We start from the raw sequence: 23,776 nt of genomic DNA on the forward strand, positions 1-23,776 counted from the left end.
ATGAATCAATTAGAAAGCAAAGAAATCCAGACTATTTCTCTTTTGCGGGTCGCAGGTTACGGCTTGTTGATGTTAGCCTTCTTTGATTTTTCTCAGATTCTTGTTCCGCCACGCTTTACTAACCCAACCTGGGAATTTCAGATGATGGGTTCTCTCGTTGAAAGAGTTCCTGTACCTTTGATAGGACTGGTGTTAGTTTTTTACGGAGATTTAAGTTATCGCCGCAAATTAGAAATAACTATTTTAAAACTTTTTTCCTGGGTTTCTCTAGCATTGGGAGTATTATTTTTGCTGCTAATTCCTTTAGGAGTTAATAACACTTGGCGACTTTACAATCGAAACAATGCCCAAATCAATTACCAATCATCTCAACAGTTATCGCAAATTCAACAATTTAAAGGTAGGTTAGCACAAGCTACCACTGAAGAAGATATGAATCAGCTTTTTGCGGCTTTAAATCCCCAAGAGCGATCGCCTGAAATTAAAAATACTGAAGGCTTCAAAAAGAAACTACTTGCAGAAATTGGTAAAGCTGAGAAGATTGTCACTACCCAAAATCAAACAACGCGCCAAAATATGCGCCTTAGCCTAATAAAAAGTTCTCTAAAGTGGAACTTAGGTGCGTTGGTTTCTGCTACTTTGTTTGTTTGGATTTGGCACGCCACACGCTGGGCGCGACGCAAGCGGAGCAAGAGCATTCGTAATTAATACGTTATGGTTTATCAACCCTAAAGGAAGGCTTCGCCTAAGAAAAGGCGAAGCCTATTTAATTGGTCTTGAGTTCTATGGCAGACAGCGTAAGACTACTAGCGATCGCGCCGTGACTGGCACAGCTTTATCACCCGTGTAAATAGCTCCGTCTTCTACGAAACTAGCCTCCTTAGTATCAATCTCAACCATCCACCCTCGCTCTTGCAAATCAATTGGTAAAGTAAACTCAATCATTTCCCAGTGAGCATTAAAGAACAACAGAAAGCTCTCATCAATAATGCGTTGACCTTGGGGGCCAACTCTGGGAATTTCCTCTCCATTCAAGAAAACCCCAATTGCCTTGGAAAAACCAATCTGCCACTGTTCCTCAGTCATCTCGCTACCATCAGGATTGAACCAGGCAAGATCGCTTATCGTCCTACCGTGGATCGGTCTTCCTTGAAACCACTTGCGTCGCTGAAATACCGGATGTTTGCGGCGGAAGTAGATTAGCTGGCGAGTAAAATTTAACAGCTCAGCTTTTTCATTTTGCAAATTCCAATCCAACCAGGAAATTTCATTGTCTTGGCAATAGGCATTATTATTACCCTTTTGGGTTCGCTGCATTTCGTCCCCGGAAACCAGCATCGGTACCCCTTGGGAAAGCATTAACGTCACCAGGAAGTTTCGCTTTTGTCGTTCCCGCAACGCCAAAATTGCGGGGTCATTGGTTTCCCCTTCTACCCCGCAATTCCACGAACGGTTATGGCTATCGCCATCGCAGTTGTTTTCTCCATTCGCCTCGTTGTGCTTCTCGTTGTAGCTGACCAGATCGTAGAGAGTGAAACCATCGTGGGCAGTTATAAAGTTGATACTGGCATAAGGACTGCGCCCATTGGTCTGGTATAAATCAGAGCTACCCGTGAAGCGGTAGGCAAATTCCCCTAAGCTGCCATCCTCACCGCGCCAGAAATCTCGCATGACATCGCGATACCTGCCATTCCACTCTGACCACAGCAGGGGAAAGTTGCCGACTTGGTAGCCGCCATCTCCCACATCCCAAGGTTCGGCAATCAGCTTCACATCCGCGATTACAGGGTCTTGGTGGACAATGGTAAAGAATGCTGCCAGATTATTCACGTCATAAAGTTCTCGCGCCAGTGCCGAGGCCAGGTCGAAGCGGAATCCATCGACGTGCATCTCCAAGACCCAATAGCGCAGACTATCCATGATTAACTTCAGGATTTGCGGATGGCGCACGTTCAAGGAATTTCCGCAACCCGTGAAATCCATGTAATAGCGGGGATCGTCCTCTACCAGGCGATAGTAAGCGGCATTATCTACCCCCCGCATCGACAATGTAGGGCCTAGGTGATTGCCTTCGCCCGTATGGTTGTAGACCACATCCAGAATGACCTCAATTCCCGCTTTGTGCAGTGCCTTTACCATTGCCTTGAACTCGCGTACCTGACCCCCCGGAGTTTTATCGGCACTATAGCCAGAGTAGGGGGCAAAATAATTGAGGGAATCGTAGCCCCAGAAATTCCTCAGTCCCTTGTCAGCGAGATGTCCGGGAAAGCCTAAGAAGTGATGCACGGGCATCACTTCTACTGATGTAATTCCTAGGGTCTGGAGATGAGCGATCGCGGCCGGATGCGCCAGTCCCGCGTAAGTACCCCGCAGTTGTTCCGGGATATTCGGTTGCAGCTGGGTAAATCCTTTGACGTGGGTTTCATAGATGATCGTCTCGTGGAATGGGATTCGCAGCAGTTGATCCCCTTCCCAATCAAAGGACTCATCAATAACAACCGATTTTGGCATCAGATGGGCGCTATCAGTTTCGCTGAAGCTGAGGTCTTCTTTTGGGTCATCCCAAGAGTAGCCAAAGAGTTCTGGTCCATTGACGACATCGCCATCAATCGCTTTCGCATACGGGTCGATCAGGAGTTTGTTGGGGTTGAAGCGATGACCTTGAGATGGATCGTAGGAGCCATATACACGATATCCATAGCGTTGTCCCGGCGCTATCCCCGGCACATAGCCGTGCCAAACCCAGTTGTCTACTTCCGTCAGGGTGAGGCGTTTCTCCTTACCGTCTTTGTCAAACAGACAAAGTTCTACACCCGTTGCGTTTTCACTGAACAAAGCGAAATTTGTACCTTTGCCATCCCAGTAAGAACCTAAAGGATAAACGTTACCAGGCCAGAGTTCTAGGTGCATATATGGAAAAATTCACGAAAAATTGATAGTTAGCTAAAATCAACTCCTTACAGCGTCAGTTCACTCCAGGCAAACGCATCTAATCTCTCAAGTCTTGCTAAATGAATGACTTAATTGTAGGAATGTTGTTATTCCACGCTGTATCTTATTGATTTAATTGATGTTCAAAATTTAGATGTGTTTGCCTTACTAATCGAGTTAAAAGTATTCTTGCATATCCGTGATGGCAAGTTTTTATATTTGGGTATCAAGTTTATCATAAATTGTTTGGTTAAAAGTTCCTATTGAAACAATCTCCTCTCTTCATCAACCGCAAGCAGCATCAGCAAATGCCCATTATTGTGCGTAAACCGAAGAAAGTCTTAGACACCATGACCCTTGATTACCCACGTGTTGTTTAAAATAATTTAACTGTTACTGTTTTCTGCGGCTTCTATCCGAGAATGGAACTAAGGTTAAGCTTAAAGGTGATTTTAAATACAAAATATCTTCATATTAGTTATGGCTGATACCTAGTAGCATTCAAATAGGTCGTTTCAGTTCGCTTTACTCAGGATGACATAGCACGTATAAATGCAACTTTGTATGAGTAGTATTTTCGGTTAAGTCTGAGCGCGATCGCAAACATAAACAGCAAGAATTCAGAATTCAGAAAAATGAGGGTACAGCAAAAACGTTTCAAGGGCTAATTGTTTTAGCTGCCTATCGTTTGATCCAAGACTTTCCTAAATCTGAAATAGATAACTAGCAACGGGATAATCTACAGCCATTGTCCGCCCCGAAAACGCCAGCGGGGAAATATAATTCGCATAATTGTTTGCGATGCTATATAAACAGCAAGCCAAACAACGCTGTAGTGGAGTGCGAACCATTGCAGCGGTAAATCTCGTCTTACACCTGGTAAGCCAAATATTTTTACTAATAGCACTATAAATATTGCTTCCCAGATACCAGCAAGTAATTGCAAGACTCCGGGCCAATCGCTATCCCAGCGAAATTTCTGGATATAGTCATAAAGAACATCCCAAGCCAGTCCAAAGATAGCAACATCTAGCAATACCCAGAAATAAACTGGATTCGCTGGGCCGATAATGCCCAAATAAAAGGGTAAAGTTACTAAAACGCCTACTGTTGCAAGTAGTAATAACCGAGTTTGCCAGCGACCAAACAGAGTTGGAGTCATAGGATTTTGGATTTTAGATTTTTAATTTTGGATTGCTCCGACGGATGATGGAAACTTGCAAATTGTTGCTTTTTAGCAGAATTACTGAACGTGTATTTCCGGATAATCGCCTAACCATCGACACAGGAATTAATGCTAAGGGGATTGATTTGCTGCCCATTTTAGCCATTGTCCAAGGGAACTAAAAAGGTTTAATCGGTGCATTCCAGGCGATCGCGCGGCTGCGAGGCTATCAACTGTACAAAGTGCGGCATACTGCAAACCGAGGAAGCTATCAACAGCCGCATAGGGGCCACCTAGTGTCATGGCACCAGCAGCATACATTCGCCCGCGTGAGGCGCGCATATCAACGATTTCAAAGTCGTTGGCGACGGCTATGCGCCCATTTTCGTACAAGGGGAGGTTGTAATGGCTAACGAGGTCGTTAAGCAGGGGACTTGCTTTGACTTTGGCATCGAGTCCGGTGGCATCAATGATAAAGTCAGCTTCCAGCCGAATTTGCCCTTTTAAGCCTTTCTCTTGAATGTAGGTGATGGTGTGTCCTGTTGCTGATGATTGCGGGTCGCGTTCGACTTTTTCAACTGCACCAAAGGCGATTTGATACCAGCCTTGGCGGATGCCTTCTTCTACGATGCGCTTCCAATCTCCACGATCTGCGGTGGTGGTGCCTCCCCAGTCTGCTAGTAGGCGCGATCGCGCTTGGGGGTCGGCTTTTTCGAGCATTACCCGCAATTCGCCACCCCAGCAGGCTTTGGGCCAGTTAAAGGGTTGAAATTCGTAGTGATTTTCGACGGTACGCTGAGAGGTACCAAATTTGTTGCCTTGGGGTTTGGGCGATCGCATCAAGTGTAACAGCGCAATATTCTGATTTTTCTTTCTAGCTTCATAAATTCGCTGTACAATCCGCGAGGCGACAATTCCCCGTCCCCGAATCATCACCGTCCCGCCATATTGCTCTAAATGTTCGTAGACGTGGTTATGTTCTTCGTAGGCATTCACCACTGATTTGAAATCGCCTGTTTTTTCCCGGTATTCTTGCAAATCTGGGAGAAACTGAATTGCTGGATAGCCAGTTGCTAGTTGTACGTTGCGGGCGATTAAAAAAGCATGGTCGCGGCGGTTGGCGCTGGTGCGAGAATAAGCGATCGCATACCTTCCATCCTCTGTTTTCCGAATCGACCGCACGCTTCCGTAGCGAAATATTTGCTCCCAACCAATCCGTTTGGCTTCTCTATCTATTGAGTCAAATACATTACCAGCGCGGGGGGTGTAAGTTTGGGCAAAGGTTGGTTCAGCAAACACTTGCCATAAATACCCTAATGCTGTACTAATACTTCCCTTAAACAAGTCGCGCCAAGCTTCCCGTAAAGCATAGCTGGGCCAACCCCAAATATTATCTGGACAAGAATCTGAGTTTGAGCGCAACCGTTCGTGCAGAGGAATTTGCGAATTCATGCAAAGCCGCTGGTAACGGGCGTAGGGCTGCGCCTCCATCCCCAAAGCCGCAATGCGATCGCTTTTCACCCCGGAAATTCTCAATAAATCCACCCAGACAAAGCTGCCCAACCCCGCCCCAACTGCCGCATAGTCCACTTCATCCACCGACAACCCGGTAGCATGGAGGTCTTGTACTACAACTTGGTCTGCCCCAAACACAGGCGGGGGAAAGCTACTACTAACCGCCACCACTGGTTGAGGTGCAGGCTGACTAATGTTGGGGTCGGGTAAATCGGTGTCTGGGTTAAATAAAATCTGGGAATTGCCAGAAGGGGACGGCGCTGGTGTACTGGCAGCGAAAGTAACAATAATTTGGTAGGGGCCCATTTGCAGCGTATCGCCGTTCGCCAAAATGCTCCGCGTCTGACGTTGCCCATTGACAAAGGTGCCGTTGCTGCTGTTTTGGTCAATTACCACCACGCCGCCTGCATCCTGTTCAATTAGGACGTGGAAGCGGGAAACCTCAAGACTATTAAGAACCATCCGGGAGACGCGACGCTCGTTTATTTCGGCTGGCATCTGATTAAATTCTCGTCCTAGCGCAATTGGGACGGAGAGTATTGGTTCGCGTCGTTCTCCCGTTGCTGGGTCGTCCCAGCTAAGCCGAAGGCGCAGGGATGCGGGATTCATTCTTTATGACCTAAATATTAGTTGCCGTTGGGAGTTACTAATACACTGAGCGCTGCTGCTAAGGAAGTGCCACACCAGGGACATCCCAAATTTAGCTGCTTATACGGAGAAACTTTATTACAAGCAAAACATTGCAGCCCATAGGTTACAGGGTTAGGGCGGGTAGTTCCCGGAGCTACTGCTTTTGCTGCTGGGGAGGACGGTGGCATTATTATAGTGGCGGGAACAGTGATCGCGCCCAGACAAACAGCAGTGACTTTTAGTTCCATCTGCCCTAAGTAAAAAATGCTACCCTGACTCAGAGCCACTTCGCCTTGAGCAATGCTGCATCCATCCACTAGAGGGGGATTACTTTCTCGCAGGGAACGCAAGTAGAAGCTTTGCTGCTGCGCTTGAAAAAAAATTTCGACGTGCAGCCCCGATACTGTGGGATCTGTCAGTACGATATCGCATCGAGCTGGGTCACGACCGATGCGGATTGTTCCAGGGTTTTTACCGATTTGGTGGTCGTTAATTGTCAGGCTTTTTACCTGCGTTGCTTCGTACCACTCTAAAGTTAGTTCGTTCATCGCTCTAGCCTTATATATTGTCTACTTCTATAAAGTGCTTCAAGTTAGCCTGTTCTGATTTCTAACATGAGCTAGAAGAGAAATCCGAAATTGTGTATGAAGTTTAAAGAAGGAGGGATTGGGGACTGGGGATTGGGGATTGGGAAGACCTATACATTAAATCCGGTTAATTTGGAACCCCAGAACCCTACCCTGCTCTTCGTTGAGGCAGGGTGGTTTTATACAATGAGAAAAAATATCGAAAATTGCAACACTTTGTAGGGGCATTGCCATGCCCCTACCGCCAACCAAAATCAACGTTATAGAATTTTCTTTTAATCAATGAAGCCACTCTGCTTTTTAAGGGAGATGCAAGGGGTATCTTGTAGGGCTTGCTACAGCCAGTGGGACTTTTAAAACATCCTTTTAAATCAGTCCCATTGCACCCTACCGAACTTCAGCGGAAGGTTCCCCAATCCCCAATCCCCAATCCCCAATCCCTACCTATTCGATGCCAATTTATCAGCCCAGCGGGTTGTCTCTGGCAAACGATATTTCGGCGTACAACGCATTACATAATCTATTGCCGTTGTCAAGCTTACTCGATGTCCGCTAGAGACATAAACTGGTTTAACGCCTTTGCGAGTCCGCAAGACTGCGCCGATTGTTTCACGGCGATGGATTAAAGGTTGCCAATTGCCGCGTTCTAAAGGCAATTCCTCATGCTTCCCAACCAGCAAGGATTTCGCTACGCCAATAGTGGGAACGTCTATCAGCACTCCCAAATGGCAGGCAATCCCAAAGCGACGGGGATGGGCGATGCCTTGACCATCACATAATATCAAGTCAGGCGCGATCGCGAGTTTCTCTAGCGCGTCCAGTACGGCGGGGATTTCTCGAAACGAGAGGAATCCGGGAACATAGGGAAAGGTAGTAGGACGCTTTGCGATCGCTTGCTCTTTTAGCTCCAAGTCTGGAAAACTGAGAACGGCAACAGCTGCGCGTGAGATGCTAAAAGAATCCTCAAAGCCCATATCGACACCAGCCACATACTGCACCGATTCCAACTGATCTGAGGTGATTACTTCTTTTCTGAGCTCTTGTTGAATAGGCAGCGCTTCTTCAACTGTAAGAGGCCATGCGTGACGTTGGTGGATTTTCATTGATCAACTTCGACATCCTGATTTTTTTCCAGCCACTCAATTACTCGTGCTTCTTCTGACAGTTTCGCTTGATTTTGCCCAACTGCCCTAGCGCGGACATTGATCAAGCCAATCGGGGTACTCAACAAATCTACAAGCGTGGCTTTGCCAGCGACGCACATCGCCCCTTTTATCGGCAATTCCTTCACCAGCCACCGTCCCAGCCGCACTGCATATTGCTTGGGAGTTGGTTCGTGCATCAATTTGACACCATGCAATTCGTGCAAGTAGCGATTTGAGCGACCATAGCGCCGCCATTGGCTTTGGAGTTCTGGCACTGTGGAACGGTGGCGATGCCGGACAATAGCTGTAGGGGCAAAATGTAGCTGCCAGTTGCTTTCCCTCTGGATGCGCCAACAGATATCAGCATCGCCGCCAGTTGTCAGGTGAGGGCGAAATAAACCCACCTCTTGGAAAGCTTTTTTGCGAATTGCTAGGTTTGCAGTTTGACCGTATGGGCAGAACGTATTAGCTAAAGTATGTTTCTGGGACAAAACATCTTCTCGCTGGGCGTGTTGTTCCAGCAGAGTTTTACCCGGCAAAGCCATAATTTCGCCTACGACAATACCAATATTGGGATTCTCGAAAGGCTGGATTAAGCCTGCTAACCAATCTGGTTCTGGACGACAATCGGCATCGGTGAAGGCAAAAATGTCAGTTGTTGCTGCCCGAATTCCAGCATTTCGCGCCGCATAAGAGCTTTGGATTTTGTTTTCGGTAATTGGGCGAATTGTCCACCCAGAGGAGGCGGCTGACTCGGCGGCTGACTGGAGAAGGCTGAGGGTGCGATCGCTACTATTATTGTCTACCAGCAAATACTCTACATTCTCGGCTGGATAACTTTGCGACAAGAGGCAGCTGATTAAACCTGACAAGTCCCTTTCACCATTGTAGATCGGGACTATTACTGAAACTTTGGGCCCAAAAGGCTGTGTCATGGGGCGGGAGTTCATGCCGTTTTTTAATACCGTTTCTTATAAATTTAGGCGGCGAAATTTACCAACCAAAAGAAATACTGATTTTAGTTGAGTCGGTAATGCTTATTTTACTTTTTGGTGCAGTAGTTTATCTTCAGCCGTTTCCAGCCGCATCTCACCTCCTTTCTATGTCTTCTAACTGATGATGCTTGCTGTTCTAAAATAGCAAAGTTCTTATAACTAGGGCATCTTGCTATACCAGCTCTCGCCTGAACCTATTTATCTCCGAAGATGGAGCGTTCCGGGGATCAGCCAGTGTTACGTTAGTTTACAAGTTTTTAAAAAAATTGAAATTACTGATGGGAGGTTAGCAGTGCCTAGCAGAAAGATGAAAAAGCTAAAAGAAAAAAATGTTTGGAGCGATATTGACTTTCAGAAAGTTAAGCAAAGAATTAATAAAATAACTCAAAAGCTGGATGAGGTTCAAAGCAAGTTTGAACCCCAAGAGGACAAATTCAAATCGATGTCGCAGGAATTCAATCAAAGCGATCGCATTGAAAAATCAAATCGTTCCTAAGCGCTGACGCAAAATAAATTCAGCCAAACTTAAATCCATCGGGGTCGTCACCTTCAGATTCGTCTCTTCCCCCTGCACAATCTGTACTTTCAAACCGCATTTTTCAAACAAGGCAGCATCGTCTGTAACTTCCCAGTGTTGCGATCGCGCTTCGGCATGGCACTGTTGTAACAAATCAACCTTGAAACCTTGAGGCGTTTGCGCCGCCCACAACTGTTCTCTATTGGGCGTACTCTCAATTAATCCAGTTGCATCCACTACCTTAATCGTATCTTTCACAGGCACAGCAGCAATTAAGCCGGGAACCTCCACAAGTGCCTCAGCACAGCGATCTAGCAGTTGGGGAGTTGCTAGACACCGAGCGCCATCATGAATTAATACTAACTGAGCTGCTGGTAATGCTTGCAAGCCGTTATAGACAGATTCTTGGCGCGTAGTACCACCGACAATCAGCTGCACAGGCTTAGTCAGAGAAAGCTCAGCTAAAATCTCCTTAAAGTCGGGAAAGTCATCAGGGTGAGCAATCAAACCGATCCAGCTAATGTGCCGTGAGGCTTCCGCCGCTAGGAGAGTCCAGGTAATCAAAGGTTTACCCAGTAACATTAGCAGCAGTTTGTTGCGATCACTTCCCATCCGCCGCCCCATGCCCGCGGCTGGAATTAATAAGTGCATAATTCTCCTATTTTAGGCATTAGGTCTTCCGGTGTAGGGTGTTATGGGTATATATTCCCTTAAAATTAGGCTCAGAAGTACCCTCAGTAACTCGAGATGAGAATACTAGCCCTTGTTCCCGGCGGAATTGGCGACCAAATTCTATTTTTCCCTACACTGGACGATCTAAAACGGAATTACCCCGAAGCCCAGATAGATGTGGTTGTGGAACCCAGAGCAAAGGGTGCATACCGTGTTTGCAAGTCTGTCGATGAAGTCATAGCCTATGATTTTAAGGGTAGCAATGGCCCCGCAGACTGGGGAAATTTACTCGGTGTCATCCGCGATCGCGAGTATGATATCGTCCTCTCTTTGGGGAGTAGGTGGAGTGTAGGCTTGTTGCTATGGCTGACTGGCATTACCACCAGGGTTAGCTACAGTGGCCCAGGCAATTTGTTCCTTACAAACCCTGTACCCCTGAAGCCAGCCCAGTATGCCGCCCATATGTACCACGACTTGCTGCAAGGTGTAGGCATAAGTTCCCCGTGTCCGCCACTAGCGATTAATGTGCCTAAAAAAGATATCGAGTGGGCAGAAATACAACAGCGACAGCTGGGGATTGATGAAACTGGCTACATCCTGATTCATGGTGGTTCTAGTGCCTTGGCTCAGTCCAAGGGAATTGATAAAATCTACCCAGCCAAGAAATGGCAGCAGATTATTCAAGATATTCAACAGCGACAACCTGAATTGCCAATTGTCATCCTCAAAGGCCCAGAAGATGAGCAGTTGGTCAGCGAACTGATGCAAACCTGTCCGGGTTTGAAGGTGAGTTCGCCACCGGATATCGGGAAGTTAGCGGCTACGATCGCCGCTGCTAATTTAATGTTGTGTACGGATAGTGCGCCGATGCATCTAGCCGTAGCCGTTGGGACTTACACGATTGCGTTGTTTGGACCGACGGAAGCGAAGAAATTGCTGCCCCCAGATAGCGATCGCGTTCGCGGTATGCAATCCCCCACTCGTTGGATAGCTGACATTGCTCCGGCAGACGTTCTGGATAAAATTTGGAACACATAAAGAATTAAAAATTAAAAATGCAAAATTTTTAATTCTTCCTATAGTTCATTCTGGAAACAAATGGCTAGATCGGCAGTATTTTTGGATCGGGATGGCGTTCTCAATGTCGAAGCTGGGTATATTCACCGAGTAGAGGATTTGCATCTGATACCTGGTGTGGCTCAGGCGGTGCGACAACTCAACGATCGACAGATGTTTTGCTGTCTCGTCTCCAACCAATCTGGCCCAGCCAGAGGCTACTATCCGGCTAGTCATGTTGATGCCCTGCATCTGCGCCTAGCGCAGCTACTCCAGGCTGAAGCTGGGGCGCATTTAGATGCTTTGTATTACTGCCCTTATCTGTCTCCAGAAGAAGGAGGAATGAATCCAGAATTTACCCGTTGGAGTACCTGGCGCAAGCCAAATACTGGAATGTTGGTGGCAGCTGCTTGGGAACACGACCTTGACATAACAAGTAGCTTTATGGTGGGGGACAAAGCCACAGATATTGACATGGCGCACAATGCTGGTTGTACGGGAATTTTAGTGCAAACAGGCTTTGGCGATCGCGTCCTCACTGGTGATTACCAGCACCACACCAAACCCGATTACATCGCCCCAGATTTAGCAGCTGCCGTTGACATCATACTGAAAAATCCTCGTTCCCAGCCTCAGTCTGGGAACGAGAAGGAAAGAAAATTGTGAGGCTGGAACCAACGAAAGTTTTTAATTTGGTATTCTATTTGTCAGCTTCAAATTCAAAATCGACAAGCCTAAGATTACCAAAAACAGCACCAATCCAATTGTGCAAGCATAGCTCATTTCTAGTTCTTGAAAAGCCTGCTCGTAGAGGTAATAAACAATCGTTTTGGAACTGTTTAACGGGCCTCCCTGAGTCATAATATAAACTTCTTCAAAAACCTTAGTAGCCGAGATAGCAGAAATCACAGCTACCAGCACCATATACGGTTTCATCAACGGAATCGTAATGTCCCAGTGCTTACTGATACCATCAGAACCATCAATCGCCGCCGCTTCATAAACATCCCCTGGGATAGATTGCAACCCAGCTAGATAAATCACCATGTAATAACCTAATCCTTTCCACACCGTCACCGCCATTACGCTAAAAATTGCCCACTTAGGACTGGTTAGCCAGGGAATTCCGGATTGTAGAAACGGGATGAATCGTGTCTGGTTAATCATCTGATTTAGTAAACCATTTTCCGCATAAAGCCACTTCCAGGCAAGTCCAGCAACCACCATTGAAATTACTACGGGCGTATAATAAAAAGCCCTAAACCAGCTGATCCCACGCAGCTTTTGGTTTACTAAAATCGCCAGCATCAGAGGTGCTATAACTAAAATTGGCACTACACCAGCAAGATACAACAGTGTATTTCTGAGAGTCTGCCAAAATACCGCGTCTTTCCACAACAACCGGAAATTCTTAAAGCCGACCCACTGCGGCGGTTGACTTAGATCGGTGTACTCGGTAAAGGACAGGTAAAATGCTTGTAATGCAGGCCAAAAAACGGTCAAGCCCAAGACTAATAAGGCAGGAAACAAAAACAAATATGGAATTAGTTGTTGTTTATTAACGATCCAATTTTTCGGTATCCAATGAAGCATATTAAAAGTAGTCATTGGTCATTAGTCATGGGCTAATAGCTAATAGCTATTAGTTTATTGCCATGAACGATTAATCATTAGCGATGAGCCAATAACTAATGTTGAGCAGGGTGTAGTCTATTTTACTGTTGTCTGCCTAGTAAAGCTGGTAAAGGTAGTTTAATATACATTAACGTTGGTTTAATTAGGTATAGTAAATTACAGCCTGATTTTAGCCAACGAGCATTCTAGCACCTTTACATTTTTTATTCTTATGGGAGATGTTGGAAGTGGAGCGGTTAAAACCAGTTGATCTTCAGCAGCAGATACAGGTACTGGAAACACCGTTTGATATCACGAATGCTTTGCAGGGAGAAGATGCCTGTAAAGAGAGCGATCGCGAAGCGGTATTGCTCGTAGCACGCGCCTTTTCTACCCTGATGAGAAACCTGCCAGGCATAGCGTACCGCCGCCGCAACGACCAGAAATGGACAATAGAGGATGTCAGCGAGGGCTGCTATCAGCTTACCGAATATCATCCCATAGAACTAATTGGAAATCAGCGAATCTCCTGGGAGCAGCTCATCCATCCCGACGATCGCTCCTCAGTATGGAACGATGTACAAGCTGCTTTGGAAGATAATAGCCAATACCAGCTGGTATACCGTATCACCACAGCCTCCGGGTTAGAAAAATGGGTTTGGGAGCAGGGTTGTGGGGTTTCAGGATCGGGAGAACTGCTAGATTTAGAAGGCTTTATTATCGACATCACCGAGCGTAAGCAAGCCGAGGAGGCCTTGCGGCAAGCAGAAGCGAAATATCGCAGTATCTTTGAAAATGCAATAGAGGGCATTTTCCAAACAACGTCACAAGGGTGTTACATCAGCGCTAATCCCGCACTGGCACGGATTTATGGATATGAGTCACCAGCTCAACTGATGGCGCGGCTAACGGATATTGAGCATCAACTATACCTCGATCCGAATCGTCGGGCATATTTTGTCCGCCTGCTGCAAGAAAACGATGCTGTTTCCGGGTTTGAGTCGGCTGTATATCGAAAAGACGGTAGTGTAATTTGGATTTCGGAAAATGCCCGTGCTGTGCGCGATCGCGAAGGCAGGTTGCTTTACTATGAAGGCACGGTGGAAGACGTTACCGAGCGCAAGCGAGTTAAAGAGCAGCTGCGAGAACGCGCATTTTACGATGCTTTGACAGGGTTGCCTAACCGAGCTTTGTTCAGGGAACGCTTGAGTCAGGCGGTGGAGCGAGCTAAACAGTTTAAAGACTATTGTTTTGCTGTGTTATTTTTGGATTTAGATCGCTTCAAACTGGTGAACGACAGTTTGGGACACCTAGTTGGCGATAAATTATTGGTAGCGCTGGCTCGCCGTCTAGAAACCTGCATCCGCGCCCAAGATACCGTAGCTCGTTTGGGAGGAGACGAATTTACCATCCTCCTAGAAGGCATTGAAGATGTTAGTGACGCCACCAGTGTCGCCCAGAGAATTAACGCAGAACTCACATCCCCTTTTCACCTAGACGGACACACAGTTTTCACCGCCGCCAGCATTGGTATTGCCCTCAACCGGAGAGAGGAAGAGGAGGTAAGGGACAAGGGACAAGAGACTGGGGACAAGGAAATCCCCAATCCCCAATCCCCAATCTCTAGCACTGAAGATGACCTTTTGCGCGATGCCGATAAAGCTTTATATCGTGCTAAAGCCTTGGGTAAAGGACGCTATGAGGTGTTTGACAAAACCATGCACCAAAGCACTCTTCCAATGTTGCAGTTAGAAACCGATCTACGGCGGGCAATTGAAAATCAAGAATTTCAAATCCAGTATCAGCCAATCGTATCGCTTTCTAGTGGCAAGATTACAGGCTTCGAGGCGCTTTTAATGCTTTGGCATCCCCTCAAAGGCTTCGTACCCACTGCCGAGTTTATGCCAATTGCCCAAGAAACAGAATTAATGATCCCGATTGGCTGGTGGATGCTCCGCCAAGCCTGTCGTCAACTAATTTCATGGCAGCAGCAATGCCATGAGCAAAAATTAACTCTTCATGTGAATCTGTTTAAAAAGCAGTTTTTGCAACCAGACTTGCTATCGCAAATTGACCAAGCACTTCAGGACATGAATCTCGATGGAAGTAGTTTGCATCTAGAAATTCCTGAAAGTTGCCTGCTGGAAAATGGCGAATCTGCACCACAAATTTTAGCGCAGTTAAAAAAACGTAATATTATAGTCGGCATTGATGACTTCGGCAAAGGTTATTCTTGCTTGAGTCAGTTGCATCAATTTACCGTCGATGCTCTCAAGTTTGACCGTTCGTTATTAGCAACAGACAAGCGTACCCGCGAAAAGCCTCCCTTCAGGGAAAAAAGCAATTGGAATAATGAATATAGGCTGCCAATTGTACAGGCAATTGTAATGCTGGCTCACAATCTGGGGATGAGCGCGATCGCCCAAGGCATAGAAACAGCCCAAGAGCTGGCTGAACTCCAGCAGATGAAGTGCGAATATGGTCAGGGAAACTATTTCTTTGAGCCGATGGACGCAGAATCAGTTGGAGCTTTAATAAACAGCTGTCAGCTAATTGCTAATTTCTAAGAATCTGTGTAAAACTGCTGTGAGTCGTTTATTACCAAAGAGTCGCACCGCGATCTCAGCGCCACAATGCAGCCGTTGAAACAAACCCTGCTTGGGTTACTGCAAGCTTTGATTTTTCTATCTGTGAGCTGGCTGGTAAATAAACCTTCCCGTTCTCAAAATCTTAATCTTGAACCTATTCTCCAACCTCAGACGGAAGACGGCGTGACTGTTCTGGGACAACCGTGTGAAAATCCCTATGTCGTTGCGATTCCCTCCTCCAATCCCCAAGTTCTCGAAAAGGTGCAGCAGTATGCTCCCTCTGCATTTTTAACCGATTCGCCGCTGGGATTGTATATCCAAGCTGGCTCTTTTTCTGACAGAGCGCCAGCAGAAATTTTGAGTCTTACACTGCGACAGTACAACCTAGACGCACGAGTTGCTTATCTACCAGTACCTTGTAACCTATAGGGGGGGGAGGGATTGCGTCTTCACTTTATAAAAGACATTCTGATTAGGGTAGACCTACAGCTAAAATTTTATGAATTTGTCTTTTTTAAATTTTATTTTTCAACCCCATTCCCAGCAGCCGAAAATAAATAGTTTTATTTATTTTGCATTAATATGCTTGACTTCTAATTTTTTAGGTGTCCAAAAACCAAGTTTTGCCATCCAAGAAATACGAGTTAATCGCTGGTTGGAAGTCCGACAAATGATCGGTAATGTAATTTATTATCAAGGAAGTAAATCTTTTGCCGCTAGGGTTGGTACGCGACTTCAGAATGTCGGCGATGCTATTGAAACTGGTGCCAAATCCAGTGCGGTTATCGCTGTAGACACGGAAATGGGTGTTATAAATGTTTCCGAAAAAACAACCGTGCGCGTCCAAGAGTTACACAGTACAGGGGACGGAGGGCGAGTGACGCGGCTGCAAGTAACAGGCGGACAAGTCCGCTTGCGATTGGTGCCATTTACTAATCCGGGTTCGCAACTGGAAATTCAGACTCCGGCTGGTGTCAGTGCGGTGCGCGGAACTGAATTTGGTGTAATTGTTCATCCTGATGGGAAGACGGGGGTAGCAACCCGCGAGGGTAAGGTTCTCACTATTTCTCAAGGAAAAGGTGTCTTAGTAGGCGCTGGGTACTCGATATTGATGATACCTGGTCAAGCGCCTTCACCTCCGGTTGCTATGACTGGGGATGTTGGGGATGCGAGTTTGAAACTTCAATTGCTGACGACTGAGGCTAACCAGATGGCGCGCATTACAGGTAAGGTGGAGGCGACAAATCTGGTGAGTATTGCTGACACTCCTGTAGCTACAAACTTGAACGGGCAGTTTGATGTGAAGGTGCCGATACCTTTTGATCGTCGTATAGAGGCTGTTGTGACAACACCTTTGGGAAAGCGACAGGTGTATGAATTGGCAGTGCCTTAAAGAAAGGAAATCAGATTGTAAGTTATTTACTTGTTTTCAGGCGTAAGTCCGAAAGAAGGATTCTTGAAGGTTGTGTCTCCACCCTCACAATATAATAAGTTACCCAAGATGTGAGGCGACCACCTCACATTTTGCATTCCCAGGCCGCAGCCAAAGAACGAGAATAGATTTTTAGGGTTGTTACTAATGGCATCAGAAGATCGCAATATGGGGGAGAAAACCTCTCCTAGACAGCCACATTTTTTAAACAAAAGTGAGTTGGGTGACGAAAATCCTGACTCAGTAAAAAAATGGTGGTGGCGATCGCTTGGGGGTGCGATCGCTACTTTATCTGTCGCTGGTGGTTCTGTTCTGGGTATTTGGCAACCATTGGAACAAATTGCCTACCGTGGTTTATTCCACCTCCGAGGGTCGATTAATTGGGATGAACGGGTAGCATTAATTGTCATTGATGATGCCAGCTTAAGGGAACTGGGTCGCTTTCCCTGGCCTCGCAAGCAATACACCAAGTTACTAAATAAATTGTCTTCGGCAGAAGCAAGTGTGGTGGTGATGGATGTGCTGATGCCGGAAAGTAGTCCGGATGATGGAGAATTGGCGGCGGCGATGCTGCGGCAAGGTCGGGTAGTATTGGCGCAGGGGTGGGACGCTACTGGTGCTGCTGTGCTTCCCACGCCAGTGCTGAGAGAAAGCGCGATCGCTTCGGGTCATGTTTTAAACAGTCCAGACACTGATGGCATAACTCGCAAAGTCAAACCGCAAGTCGGAGGCGTACCGATTTTAGGCATTACGGCCCTTCGGGTTTACTCGCTTACTAAAGAGTTGGTGAAACTACCAAATATGAATCAACCCCTGTGGGTGAACTGGCCGGGGTCGATGGGTCAGATGCCGCAATATTCCTTTGCTTCTGTACTTCAGGGCAAAGTGTCTGCGAGTGTCTTTAAGGGCAAAATTGTTTTGGTGGGTGCTACAGCACTTGCTCTTGACCCGATAAATACGCCGTTTGACGGTCATCCCCCAGCGAGTGGCGTTCACCTTCACGCAACGGTTGTTAATAATATTTTGCAACAAAACTATCTGCAAATTGTAGATGAGCGATCGCTGCTGGTTTACCTGCTGTTGGGCGGGATAGTCTTGAACTGCTCTCTCAGCGTCTGGAATGCTAAGCAACAACTGATCGCAGTTGCGAGTCTTTGTAGCGGCTGGGTGATGCTGAGTTTATTGCTGTTGCACACTGGTTACTTGATACCGATAGCAACCCCTTTGGTATTATTTGGTTCAACGGCAATTAGTTTGAGCGTCCAAGAGCGGCTGAAGATGAAGGCCCAGCTGCAACGTATCGAAGGGCAGCAGCAGCAAAGACGGCTTTACGATTCCTTGACAAGTTTACCAAATCGTGCCTTATTTCAGGAGCGTTTGCAGCTGGCTGTAGAACGTTCCCAGGAGTGGGAGGATGATTTATTTGCCGTTTGTTTACTGGATCTGGATCGGTTTAAGGTAATCAACGAGAGTCTAGGTCATACGGTGGGAGATCAACTGCTAGTAGCGATCGCTCACAGGCTATGTAGCATTATCCGCCCAATTGATACAGTGGCGCGTCTTGGTGGAGACGAATTCACCATCCTGCTTGAAGATATCCACGACTTAAGCGATGCTACCCGCGTAGCTGAGGATATCAATTCTGCACTAGCAGCACCGTTTCACCTCAACGGATATGAGATATTTGCCACTACAAGCATTGGGATTGCCGTAAATAGCAGCAAGGGACAGGAGGAGAATAGTAAATCCGACCTTTTGCGCGATGCTGATATTGCGTTGTATCAAGCAAAGGCGCAAGGTGGAGGGCGTTATGTAGTGTTTGACGCGAGTGTGCAAAAAGATGCGATCGCGCTTTTGCAATTAGAAACAGATTTGCGGTTGGCAATAGGCGCTTTAATCAATACGCCATCAACAATTAGTCAATTTGCAGTATATTATCAGCCCATTGTCTCTCTCTCTACAGGCAAAATTACCGGGTTTGAGGCGCTGGTGCGGTGGCAGCACCCAAGGCGGGGTATAGTTTACCCAGGCGACTTTATCCCGGTAGCAGAAGAAACCGGACTAATTGCTCATCTGGATTGGTGGGTAATGGGCGAAGCTTGTCGTCAGGTGCGTGCTTGGCAAAAGCAATTTTCTAGTAATAATCCCCTGACGATTGGGATTAATCTCTCTAGCAGGCAGTTTGACCAATCTGATATGGTTGAACGGATAGACGAAATTATTCGGGATACTGGCTTGGAGAGTAGCAGTTTGAAGCTAGAAATTACCGAAACCTGCTTGCTGGAAAATGCCGAGAAAGCGATCGCGCATTTTGAGCAGTTGAAAGCTTTGGGAATTAAAGTAGCAATTGATGACTTTGGCACTGGTTACTCATCCTTAGATCGTCTGCATCGCCTGCCTATTGATATCTTAAAAATTGACCGTTCTTTTGTTAATTCTAGAAGCGATGAGACTGATAAATGGGAGATTGTGCGAACAATTATTATGCTGGCTCGTAATTTAGGGCTGGATGTCGTTGCTGAAGGCGTGGAAACGACAGATCAGCTATTTCAGCTTAAGCAGCTGCAATGTGACTATGGGCAGGGATACTTTTTTTCTAAACCTGTGGATGCTATGGCTGCTGAAGCATTGTTGGTGTCCCAGTTTCAGTAATAAGTAAGGTGGGCATTGTCCGGCTTACAGAATATCGCTTGCTACACAAATATAAATAAACTTATGCCTACAGGTTCTTTTGAGAAAAATAGTTTTAGTTGGCAGATACAACAGCTGCAACAACGAATTCAGGAGTGGCAAGAAACGATAAATTTTCCCGGCTTAAATAAGATGTCCTTACCATCTTGGTTGAACTCTCCTATTTTACAAACAATTGCTAAATTCGCCTTTTGGACGCTCCTGGGTTTATTCTTAGTCTGGGCTATTTGGCAGATTGGGCAAATGTTGCGTCCTTATTTTTATGCTGCTAAAACCCAACCGAAACAGTCAGATGTGACTACAAAAAGATCAGAAAATGAATTATCCCTTGCTCGTTGGTTAGAGCGATCGCAAAAATTCCAGCAGCAAGGTAACTACCGCGAAGCCTGTCTGTGTTTATATATGGCTATGTTGCAACGATTAAGTGACACTGAAATTGTCCCTCACCAACCCAGCCGAACTGATGGGGAATATCTGCAATTAATCCAAAATTTACCTCAGCAAAACCCCTATAAAATATTGCTTATGACGCACCAGCAGCTATGTTTTGGAAATGGGGAAGCTTCGCGCTCAGTCTTTGACAAGTGCCAGCAAGCTTATCGGGAAATTGAGACATTATGAAATCAAAGCGGCGATTATGGATATTCGGAGCGATCGCTATTGGCGCAATAATCCTGATAACTTTCCTAGCTGCGCCTGCCAATAATCAGCAGCAAAGCGGTTCTACTTATGCTCGTGACCCCGCAGGCTATGGCGCTTGGTACGCTTTCATGTCAGAACGAGGAAGCCCTATCCAGCGCTGGCAAAAACCTTTTGAGGATTTAATTGATAGCGAGGCGAAACTTCCCATTACCTTGTTGCGCGTCTACAGCCAGATGGAAGCAGAAATTTCCAAAACAGAGCGAGAATGGGTAGACAAAGGTAATACTTTGGTGGTTCTGGGAATCCGGCATCCAGTTACAGAAGCCGCTTTTAGTACCCGCCATAATAGTCCGCAGGGAATCATAAAGATTGACACGCGGCGAAGAAAAATAGATGCGGAAGGACTTTTAAGCGATCGCTTTGGTGCGATTGTCTGGGAAGAAAGCATCGGCAAAGGAAAGGTTGTTTACGCTACTACGCCCCATCTAGCGGCTAACGCTTATCAAGATTTCAAAAGTAACTATGAATTTCTAGCACAAATTGTTACGGAATCGGGAGAAAGTAAGAAATTATCAATTCCCAACCAGCTGTTAGTAGATGAATATCTCCACGGTTACAAAGATCCAGAAGTAATCAAGCGGGAACAAGGGGAAAACATAATTATTTATTTCACAAAAACGCCTTTATTTCCAGCTTTAGTACCGGGATTCATCCTCCTACTCGTCGCCATCTGGGGTGGTAATCGTCGTTTTGGACAACCTCTCACCTTGTCAGCACCAGTAATAGATAATAGCGTTGCTTACATCCAAGCCTTAGCAGGTGTCTTGCAAAAAGCCAATAGCACTGAGTTTGTTGTCGAGGTGGTAGGCAAAGAAGAACAGCTACAACTGCAAAAAGCTTTAGGATTAGGACAGGTTCCCCTCGACCATCAATCTCTTATAGACGGTTGGGTACAGCAAACGGGACATCCGGCGACCGAACTAGAATCATTGCTAAATTCACATTCGCGAAAATCTAAAATGAGCGAGTTAAAATTGTTAGCTTGGTTAGAAAAATGGGAGCAAATTCGTCGTCGCCTTCCATCTTAGGAGCGTGGAGTCAACAAAATGCAATTTTATTTGGTAGAGTGGGTTACGCTTACGAAGCACTCTACAAATTTTAAAAAATGGGGAAATTATTAACAACTAAATTATGAATGAAGCCACTATATTTACCCGCCTGGGTCAAACTTTAGATAAAATAATTGTCGGTCAATCTTCCCTGGTACAGCAGTTACTAATAGCGCTGCTAAGTGGTGGACACGTAATTATTGAGGGAGTACCAGGAACGGGAAAAACCCTACTGGTAAAAGTGCTGGCAAAGTTAATCCAAGCAGATTTTCGTCGGATTCAGCTAACACCGGATATTTTGCCATCAGATATTTTAGGAACGAATATTTTTGACATAAATAGCCGCAGTTTTACCTTGAAAAAAGGGCCAGTTTTTACCCAAGTTTTGCTGGCGGATGAAATTAACCGCACACCACCAAAAACCCAAGCAGCGCTGTTAGAAGCAATGGAAGAACAGCAGGTGACGCTAGATGGGGAAACTTTGCGGCTGTCTGATTTATTTTGGGTGATTGCTACCCAAAATTCTCTAGAATTTGAAGGAACTTATCCTCTACCAGAAGCACAATTAGACCGATTTTTATTTAAACTTGTTGTAGATTACCCAGATACAGCAGCAGAAAAGCAAATGTTGCTGAATGTTCAATCCGGGTTTCGCTCAAAGGCGATAGAATTGGCTCCTCTCAAACCTATAGCAACAGTAGAGCAAATTATTAGCGCTCGTCAAGCTGTTCAAGCTGTCAAAGTGGAAGATAATATATTAGATTACTTGTTGTCTTTGGTGCAGCGATCGCGCAAACATCCCGATATCACCTTGGGGGCTTCCCCTAGATCGGCTGTAGCTTGGTTGCAAACAAGTAAGGCGCAAGCTTGGTTAGCAGGGCGAAATTATGTCACTCCTGATGATGTGAAGGTAGTTGCGTCGCCGCTTTTGCGTCACCGCCTGATCCTGAAACCAGAGGCGCAGTTGGATGGGATACAGATTGACTCTGTAATTGCGTCGCTACTAAATCAAGTATCAGTACCAAGGTAAATATTAACTTTTCCAGGCGATCGCTTGGGAAGGTGACACATCTTGCGAGGTTTTATGATTCCTTCACAACGCCTCTATTTTCTATTGCTGCTAGGAATTGCGATCGCTATCATACTAGCTATCATTTGGGACGAAAAAACCAGCATTCTTATCACCCTGCTATTCGATATTTTGATATTACTTCTAGCTGTCTGGGACGGACAACGGGTGAAGTCGAACGCTGTAAAAGTGACGCGCTATCCCTTACAGCGACTTTCGATTGGGCGGGATAATCCGGTTGTTTTATCGGTGCAATCGGGAAAGCAGTCGGCTAAAATCCGCTTGCGGGACTACTATCCGTTAGAGTTTCAGGTTTCTAAACCAACCCTAGAAACAACAATCGACCCCAACAGCACTCAGGAACTAACTTATACTGTGCGTCCAGATAGTCGCGGTGAGTTTGTCTGGGGAGATATTCAAGTCCGCCAGCTGAGTCCTTGGGGTTTAGTTTGGCGTGACTGGAAGATCCCGGAAAGTCAGGAAGTGGCAGTTTATCCAGACTTAGTGGGGTTGCGATCGCTTTCAATTCGCCTCACCTTAGAAAACACTGGGACAATGCGCCAATCCCGACGCTTCGGTATGGGTACTGAATTCGTCGAACTGCGAGAATATGGTATCGGTGACGATACCCGCTTAATTGATTGGAAAGCAACCGCCCGCCGCAGTCGCCCACTGATGCGCGTCTTGGAACCAGAACGCGAGCAAACTCTGATTATTTTACTCGACCGGGGACGCTTGATGACGGCACGAGTACAGGGTTTGAAGCGTTTTGATTGGGGAGTAAATAGCACACTCTCCCTAGCACTAGCTGGGTTAAATCGAGGTGACAAAGTGGGAGTCGGCGTTTTTGACCGCGAAATAATTACCTGGATTTCCCCAGAACGAGGTCAGCATCAGCTATCCAAACTAACTGAACGTCTCACCCCCATTCAACCAGTGTTGTTAGAACCCGACTATGTTGGTGCTGTAACAAAACTGGTAACTCAGCAAACTCGTCGCGCCTTGGTAGTTCTAATTACAGACATAGTTGATGTCACCGCTTCCGCTGAACTGCTTGCTGCACTAAGCCGCCTCACGCCCCGTTACTTACCTTTTTGCGTCACTCTGCGCGATCCCCAAGTTGACCGACTGGCGCACACCCCCACCCAACAAGTTGAAGCTACTTATACTCGTGCTGTCGCCCTAGATTTACTCGCCCAGCGCCAAGTAGCTTTTGCCCAACTCAAGCAAAAAGGCGTTTTAGTCTTAGATGCACCCGCCAATCAAATCAGTGAACAACTTGTAGACCGCTATCTGCAACTCAAAGCCCGCAATCAGTTGTAATACCATAGCAATCCTTCTGTTTCTTCTCTTCGCGTCTTTGCGTCTAAAGAAAAAATTGTAGCTTGGGTTGAGCATTGTAAAAAAAAGCTAATCAG

20 protein-coding genes are annotated in these 23,776 nt (G+C 46.2%); 12 read left to right on the forward strand and 8 right to left on the reverse strand.

Annotation, left to right across the window (positions count from 1 at the left end):
* Window positions 1–708, forward strand: a complete 708-nt coding sequence (locus H6F63_RS14650) for an HpsJ family protein (protein ID WP_190638350.1) — start codon at window positions 1–3, stop codon at window positions 706–708.
* Between the two features lie 75 nt (window positions 709–783).
* Here the strand turns inward: H6F63_RS14650 and glgX are convergent, their stop codons facing one another.
* From glgX to H6F63_RS14680, 6 genes are all read right to left on the reverse strand, one after another.
* Window positions 784–2,910 carry a glycogen debranching protein GlgX gene (glgX, locus tag H6F63_RS14655; RefSeq protein ID WP_190638351.1) on the reverse strand — a complete coding sequence of 709 codons (2,127 nt, stop codon included), beginning with the start codon at window positions 2,908–2,910 and terminating at the stop codon, window positions 784–786.
* A gap of 760 nt (window positions 2,911–3,670) precedes the next feature.
* Entirely contained in the window at window positions 3,671–4,093 is a 423-nt protein-coding gene (locus H6F63_RS14660; RefSeq protein ID WP_190638352.1) for a hypothetical protein, read from the reverse strand.
* A gap of 135 nt (window positions 4,094–4,228) precedes the next feature.
* Window positions 4,229–6,220, reverse strand: a complete 1,992-nt coding sequence (locus tag H6F63_RS14665; protein WP_190638353.1) for an FHA domain-containing protein — start codon at window positions 6,218–6,220, stop codon at window positions 4,229–4,231.
* A 17-nt stretch (window positions 6,221–6,237) separates the two neighbouring features.
* Window positions 6,238–6,789: an FHA domain-containing protein gene (locus tag H6F63_RS14670; RefSeq protein ID WP_190638354.1), complete on the reverse strand. Its 552-nt coding sequence runs from the start codon at window positions 6,787–6,789 to the stop codon at window positions 6,238–6,240.
* Between the two features lie 479 nt (window positions 6,790–7,268).
* Window positions 7,269–7,931: a deoxyribonuclease V gene (gene nfi, locus H6F63_RS14675; RefSeq protein ID WP_190638355.1), complete on the reverse strand. Its 663-nt coding sequence runs from the start codon at window positions 7,929–7,931 to the stop codon at window positions 7,269–7,271.
* Window positions 7,928–8,923, reverse strand: a complete 996-nt coding sequence (locus H6F63_RS14680; protein WP_190638356.1) for a glycosyltransferase — start codon at window positions 8,921–8,923, stop codon at window positions 7,928–7,930. Before H6F63_RS14680 ends, nfi begins: the two co-directional genes overlap by 4 nt.
* A 337-nt stretch (window positions 8,924–9,260) precedes the next feature.
* Here H6F63_RS14680 and H6F63_RS14685 point away from each other — a divergent pair, with 337 nt between their 5' ends.
* Complete coding sequence (locus H6F63_RS14685; RefSeq protein WP_190638357.1) at window positions 9,261–9,464, forward strand: hypothetical protein; 204 nt, start codon at window positions 9,261–9,263, stop codon at window positions 9,462–9,464.
* Here the strand turns inward: H6F63_RS14685 and ispD are convergent.
* On the reverse strand, window positions 9,450–10,136 hold the full coding sequence (ispD, locus tag H6F63_RS14690; RefSeq protein ID WP_190440644.1) for a 2-C-methyl-D-erythritol 4-phosphate cytidylyltransferase: 687 nt from the start codon (window positions 10,134–10,136) through the stop codon (window positions 9,450–9,452). The genes H6F63_RS14685 and ispD overlap by 15 nt on opposite strands.
* Window positions 10,137–10,232: 96 nt before the next feature.
* Here ispD and H6F63_RS14695 point away from each other — a divergent pair, with 96 nt between their 5' ends.
* A complete protein-coding gene (locus H6F63_RS14695; protein ID WP_190638358.1) occupies window positions 10,233–11,195 on the forward strand; it encodes a glycosyltransferase family 9 protein in 963 nt (320 codons plus the stop codon).
* A 60-nt stretch (window positions 11,196–11,255) separates the two neighbouring features.
* Window positions 11,256–11,879, forward strand: a complete 624-nt coding sequence (locus H6F63_RS14700) for an HAD family hydrolase (RefSeq protein ID WP_190638359.1) — start codon at window positions 11,256–11,258, stop codon at window positions 11,877–11,879.
* Window positions 11,880–11,900: 21 nt separating this feature from the next.
* Here H6F63_RS14700 and H6F63_RS14705 read toward each other — a convergent pair whose 3' ends face one another.
* Window positions 11,901–12,806, reverse strand: coding sequence for a sugar ABC transporter permease (locus tag H6F63_RS14705; RefSeq protein ID WP_190638383.1), 906 nt, complete (start codon window positions 12,804–12,806; stop codon window positions 11,901–11,903).
* A gap of 269 nt (window positions 12,807–13,075) precedes the next feature.
* Here H6F63_RS14705 and H6F63_RS14710 point away from each other — a divergent pair, with 269 nt between their 5' ends.
* The 8 genes from H6F63_RS14710 to H6F63_RS14745 all read left to right on the forward strand — a co-directional run bounded on the left by H6F63_RS14710 (window position 13,076) and on the right by H6F63_RS14745 (window position 23,681).
* Window positions 13,076–15,394, forward strand: coding sequence for a bifunctional diguanylate cyclase/phosphodiesterase (locus H6F63_RS14710; RefSeq protein WP_199298044.1), 2,319 nt, complete (start codon window positions 13,076–13,078; stop codon window positions 15,392–15,394).
* 66 nt (window positions 15,395–15,460) lie between these two features.
* Window positions 15,461–15,844 carry a hypothetical protein gene (locus H6F63_RS14715; RefSeq protein ID WP_190440633.1) on the forward strand — a complete coding sequence of 128 codons (384 nt, stop codon included), beginning with the start codon at window positions 15,461–15,463 and terminating at the stop codon, window positions 15,842–15,844.
* A 157-nt stretch (window positions 15,845–16,001) separates the two neighbouring features.
* Window positions 16,002–16,808, forward strand: coding sequence for a FecR family protein (locus tag H6F63_RS14720; protein WP_199298045.1), 807 nt, complete (start codon window positions 16,002–16,004; stop codon window positions 16,806–16,808).
* Window positions 16,809–16,994: 186 nt separating this feature from the next.
* A complete protein-coding gene (locus H6F63_RS14725; RefSeq protein WP_190638362.1) occupies window positions 16,995–19,499 on the forward strand; it encodes an EAL domain-containing protein in 2,505 nt (834 codons plus the stop codon).
* Window positions 19,500–19,562: 63 nt separating this feature from the next.
* Complete coding sequence (locus H6F63_RS14730) at window positions 19,563–20,159, forward strand: DUF4129 domain-containing protein (protein WP_190638363.1); 597 nt, start codon at window positions 19,563–19,565, stop codon at window positions 20,157–20,159.
* On the forward strand, window positions 20,156–21,268 hold the full coding sequence (locus H6F63_RS14735) for a DUF4350 domain-containing protein (protein ID WP_190638364.1): 1,113 nt from the start codon (window positions 20,156–20,158) through the stop codon (window positions 21,266–21,268). The genes H6F63_RS14730 and H6F63_RS14735 overlap by 4 nt, the downstream gene beginning before the upstream one ends.
* 103 nt (window positions 21,269–21,371) lie before the next feature.
* Window positions 21,372–22,319, forward strand: a complete 948-nt coding sequence (locus H6F63_RS14740; protein ID WP_190638365.1) for a MoxR family ATPase — start codon at window positions 21,372–21,374, stop codon at window positions 22,317–22,319.
* 54 nt (window positions 22,320–22,373) lie between these two features.
* Window positions 22,374–23,681, forward strand: coding sequence for a DUF58 domain-containing protein (locus H6F63_RS14745; RefSeq protein WP_190638366.1), 1,308 nt, complete (start codon window positions 22,374–22,376; stop codon window positions 23,679–23,681).
* The last annotated feature ends 95 nt before the right edge of the window (window positions 23,682–23,776 follow it).

It is taken from the genome of Trichocoleus sp. FACHB-40 (assembly GCF_014695915.1).
GTDB classification, from domain to species: domain Bacteria; phylum Cyanobacteriota; class Cyanobacteriia; order Cyanobacteriales; family FACHB-T130; genus Funiculus; species Funiculus sociatus.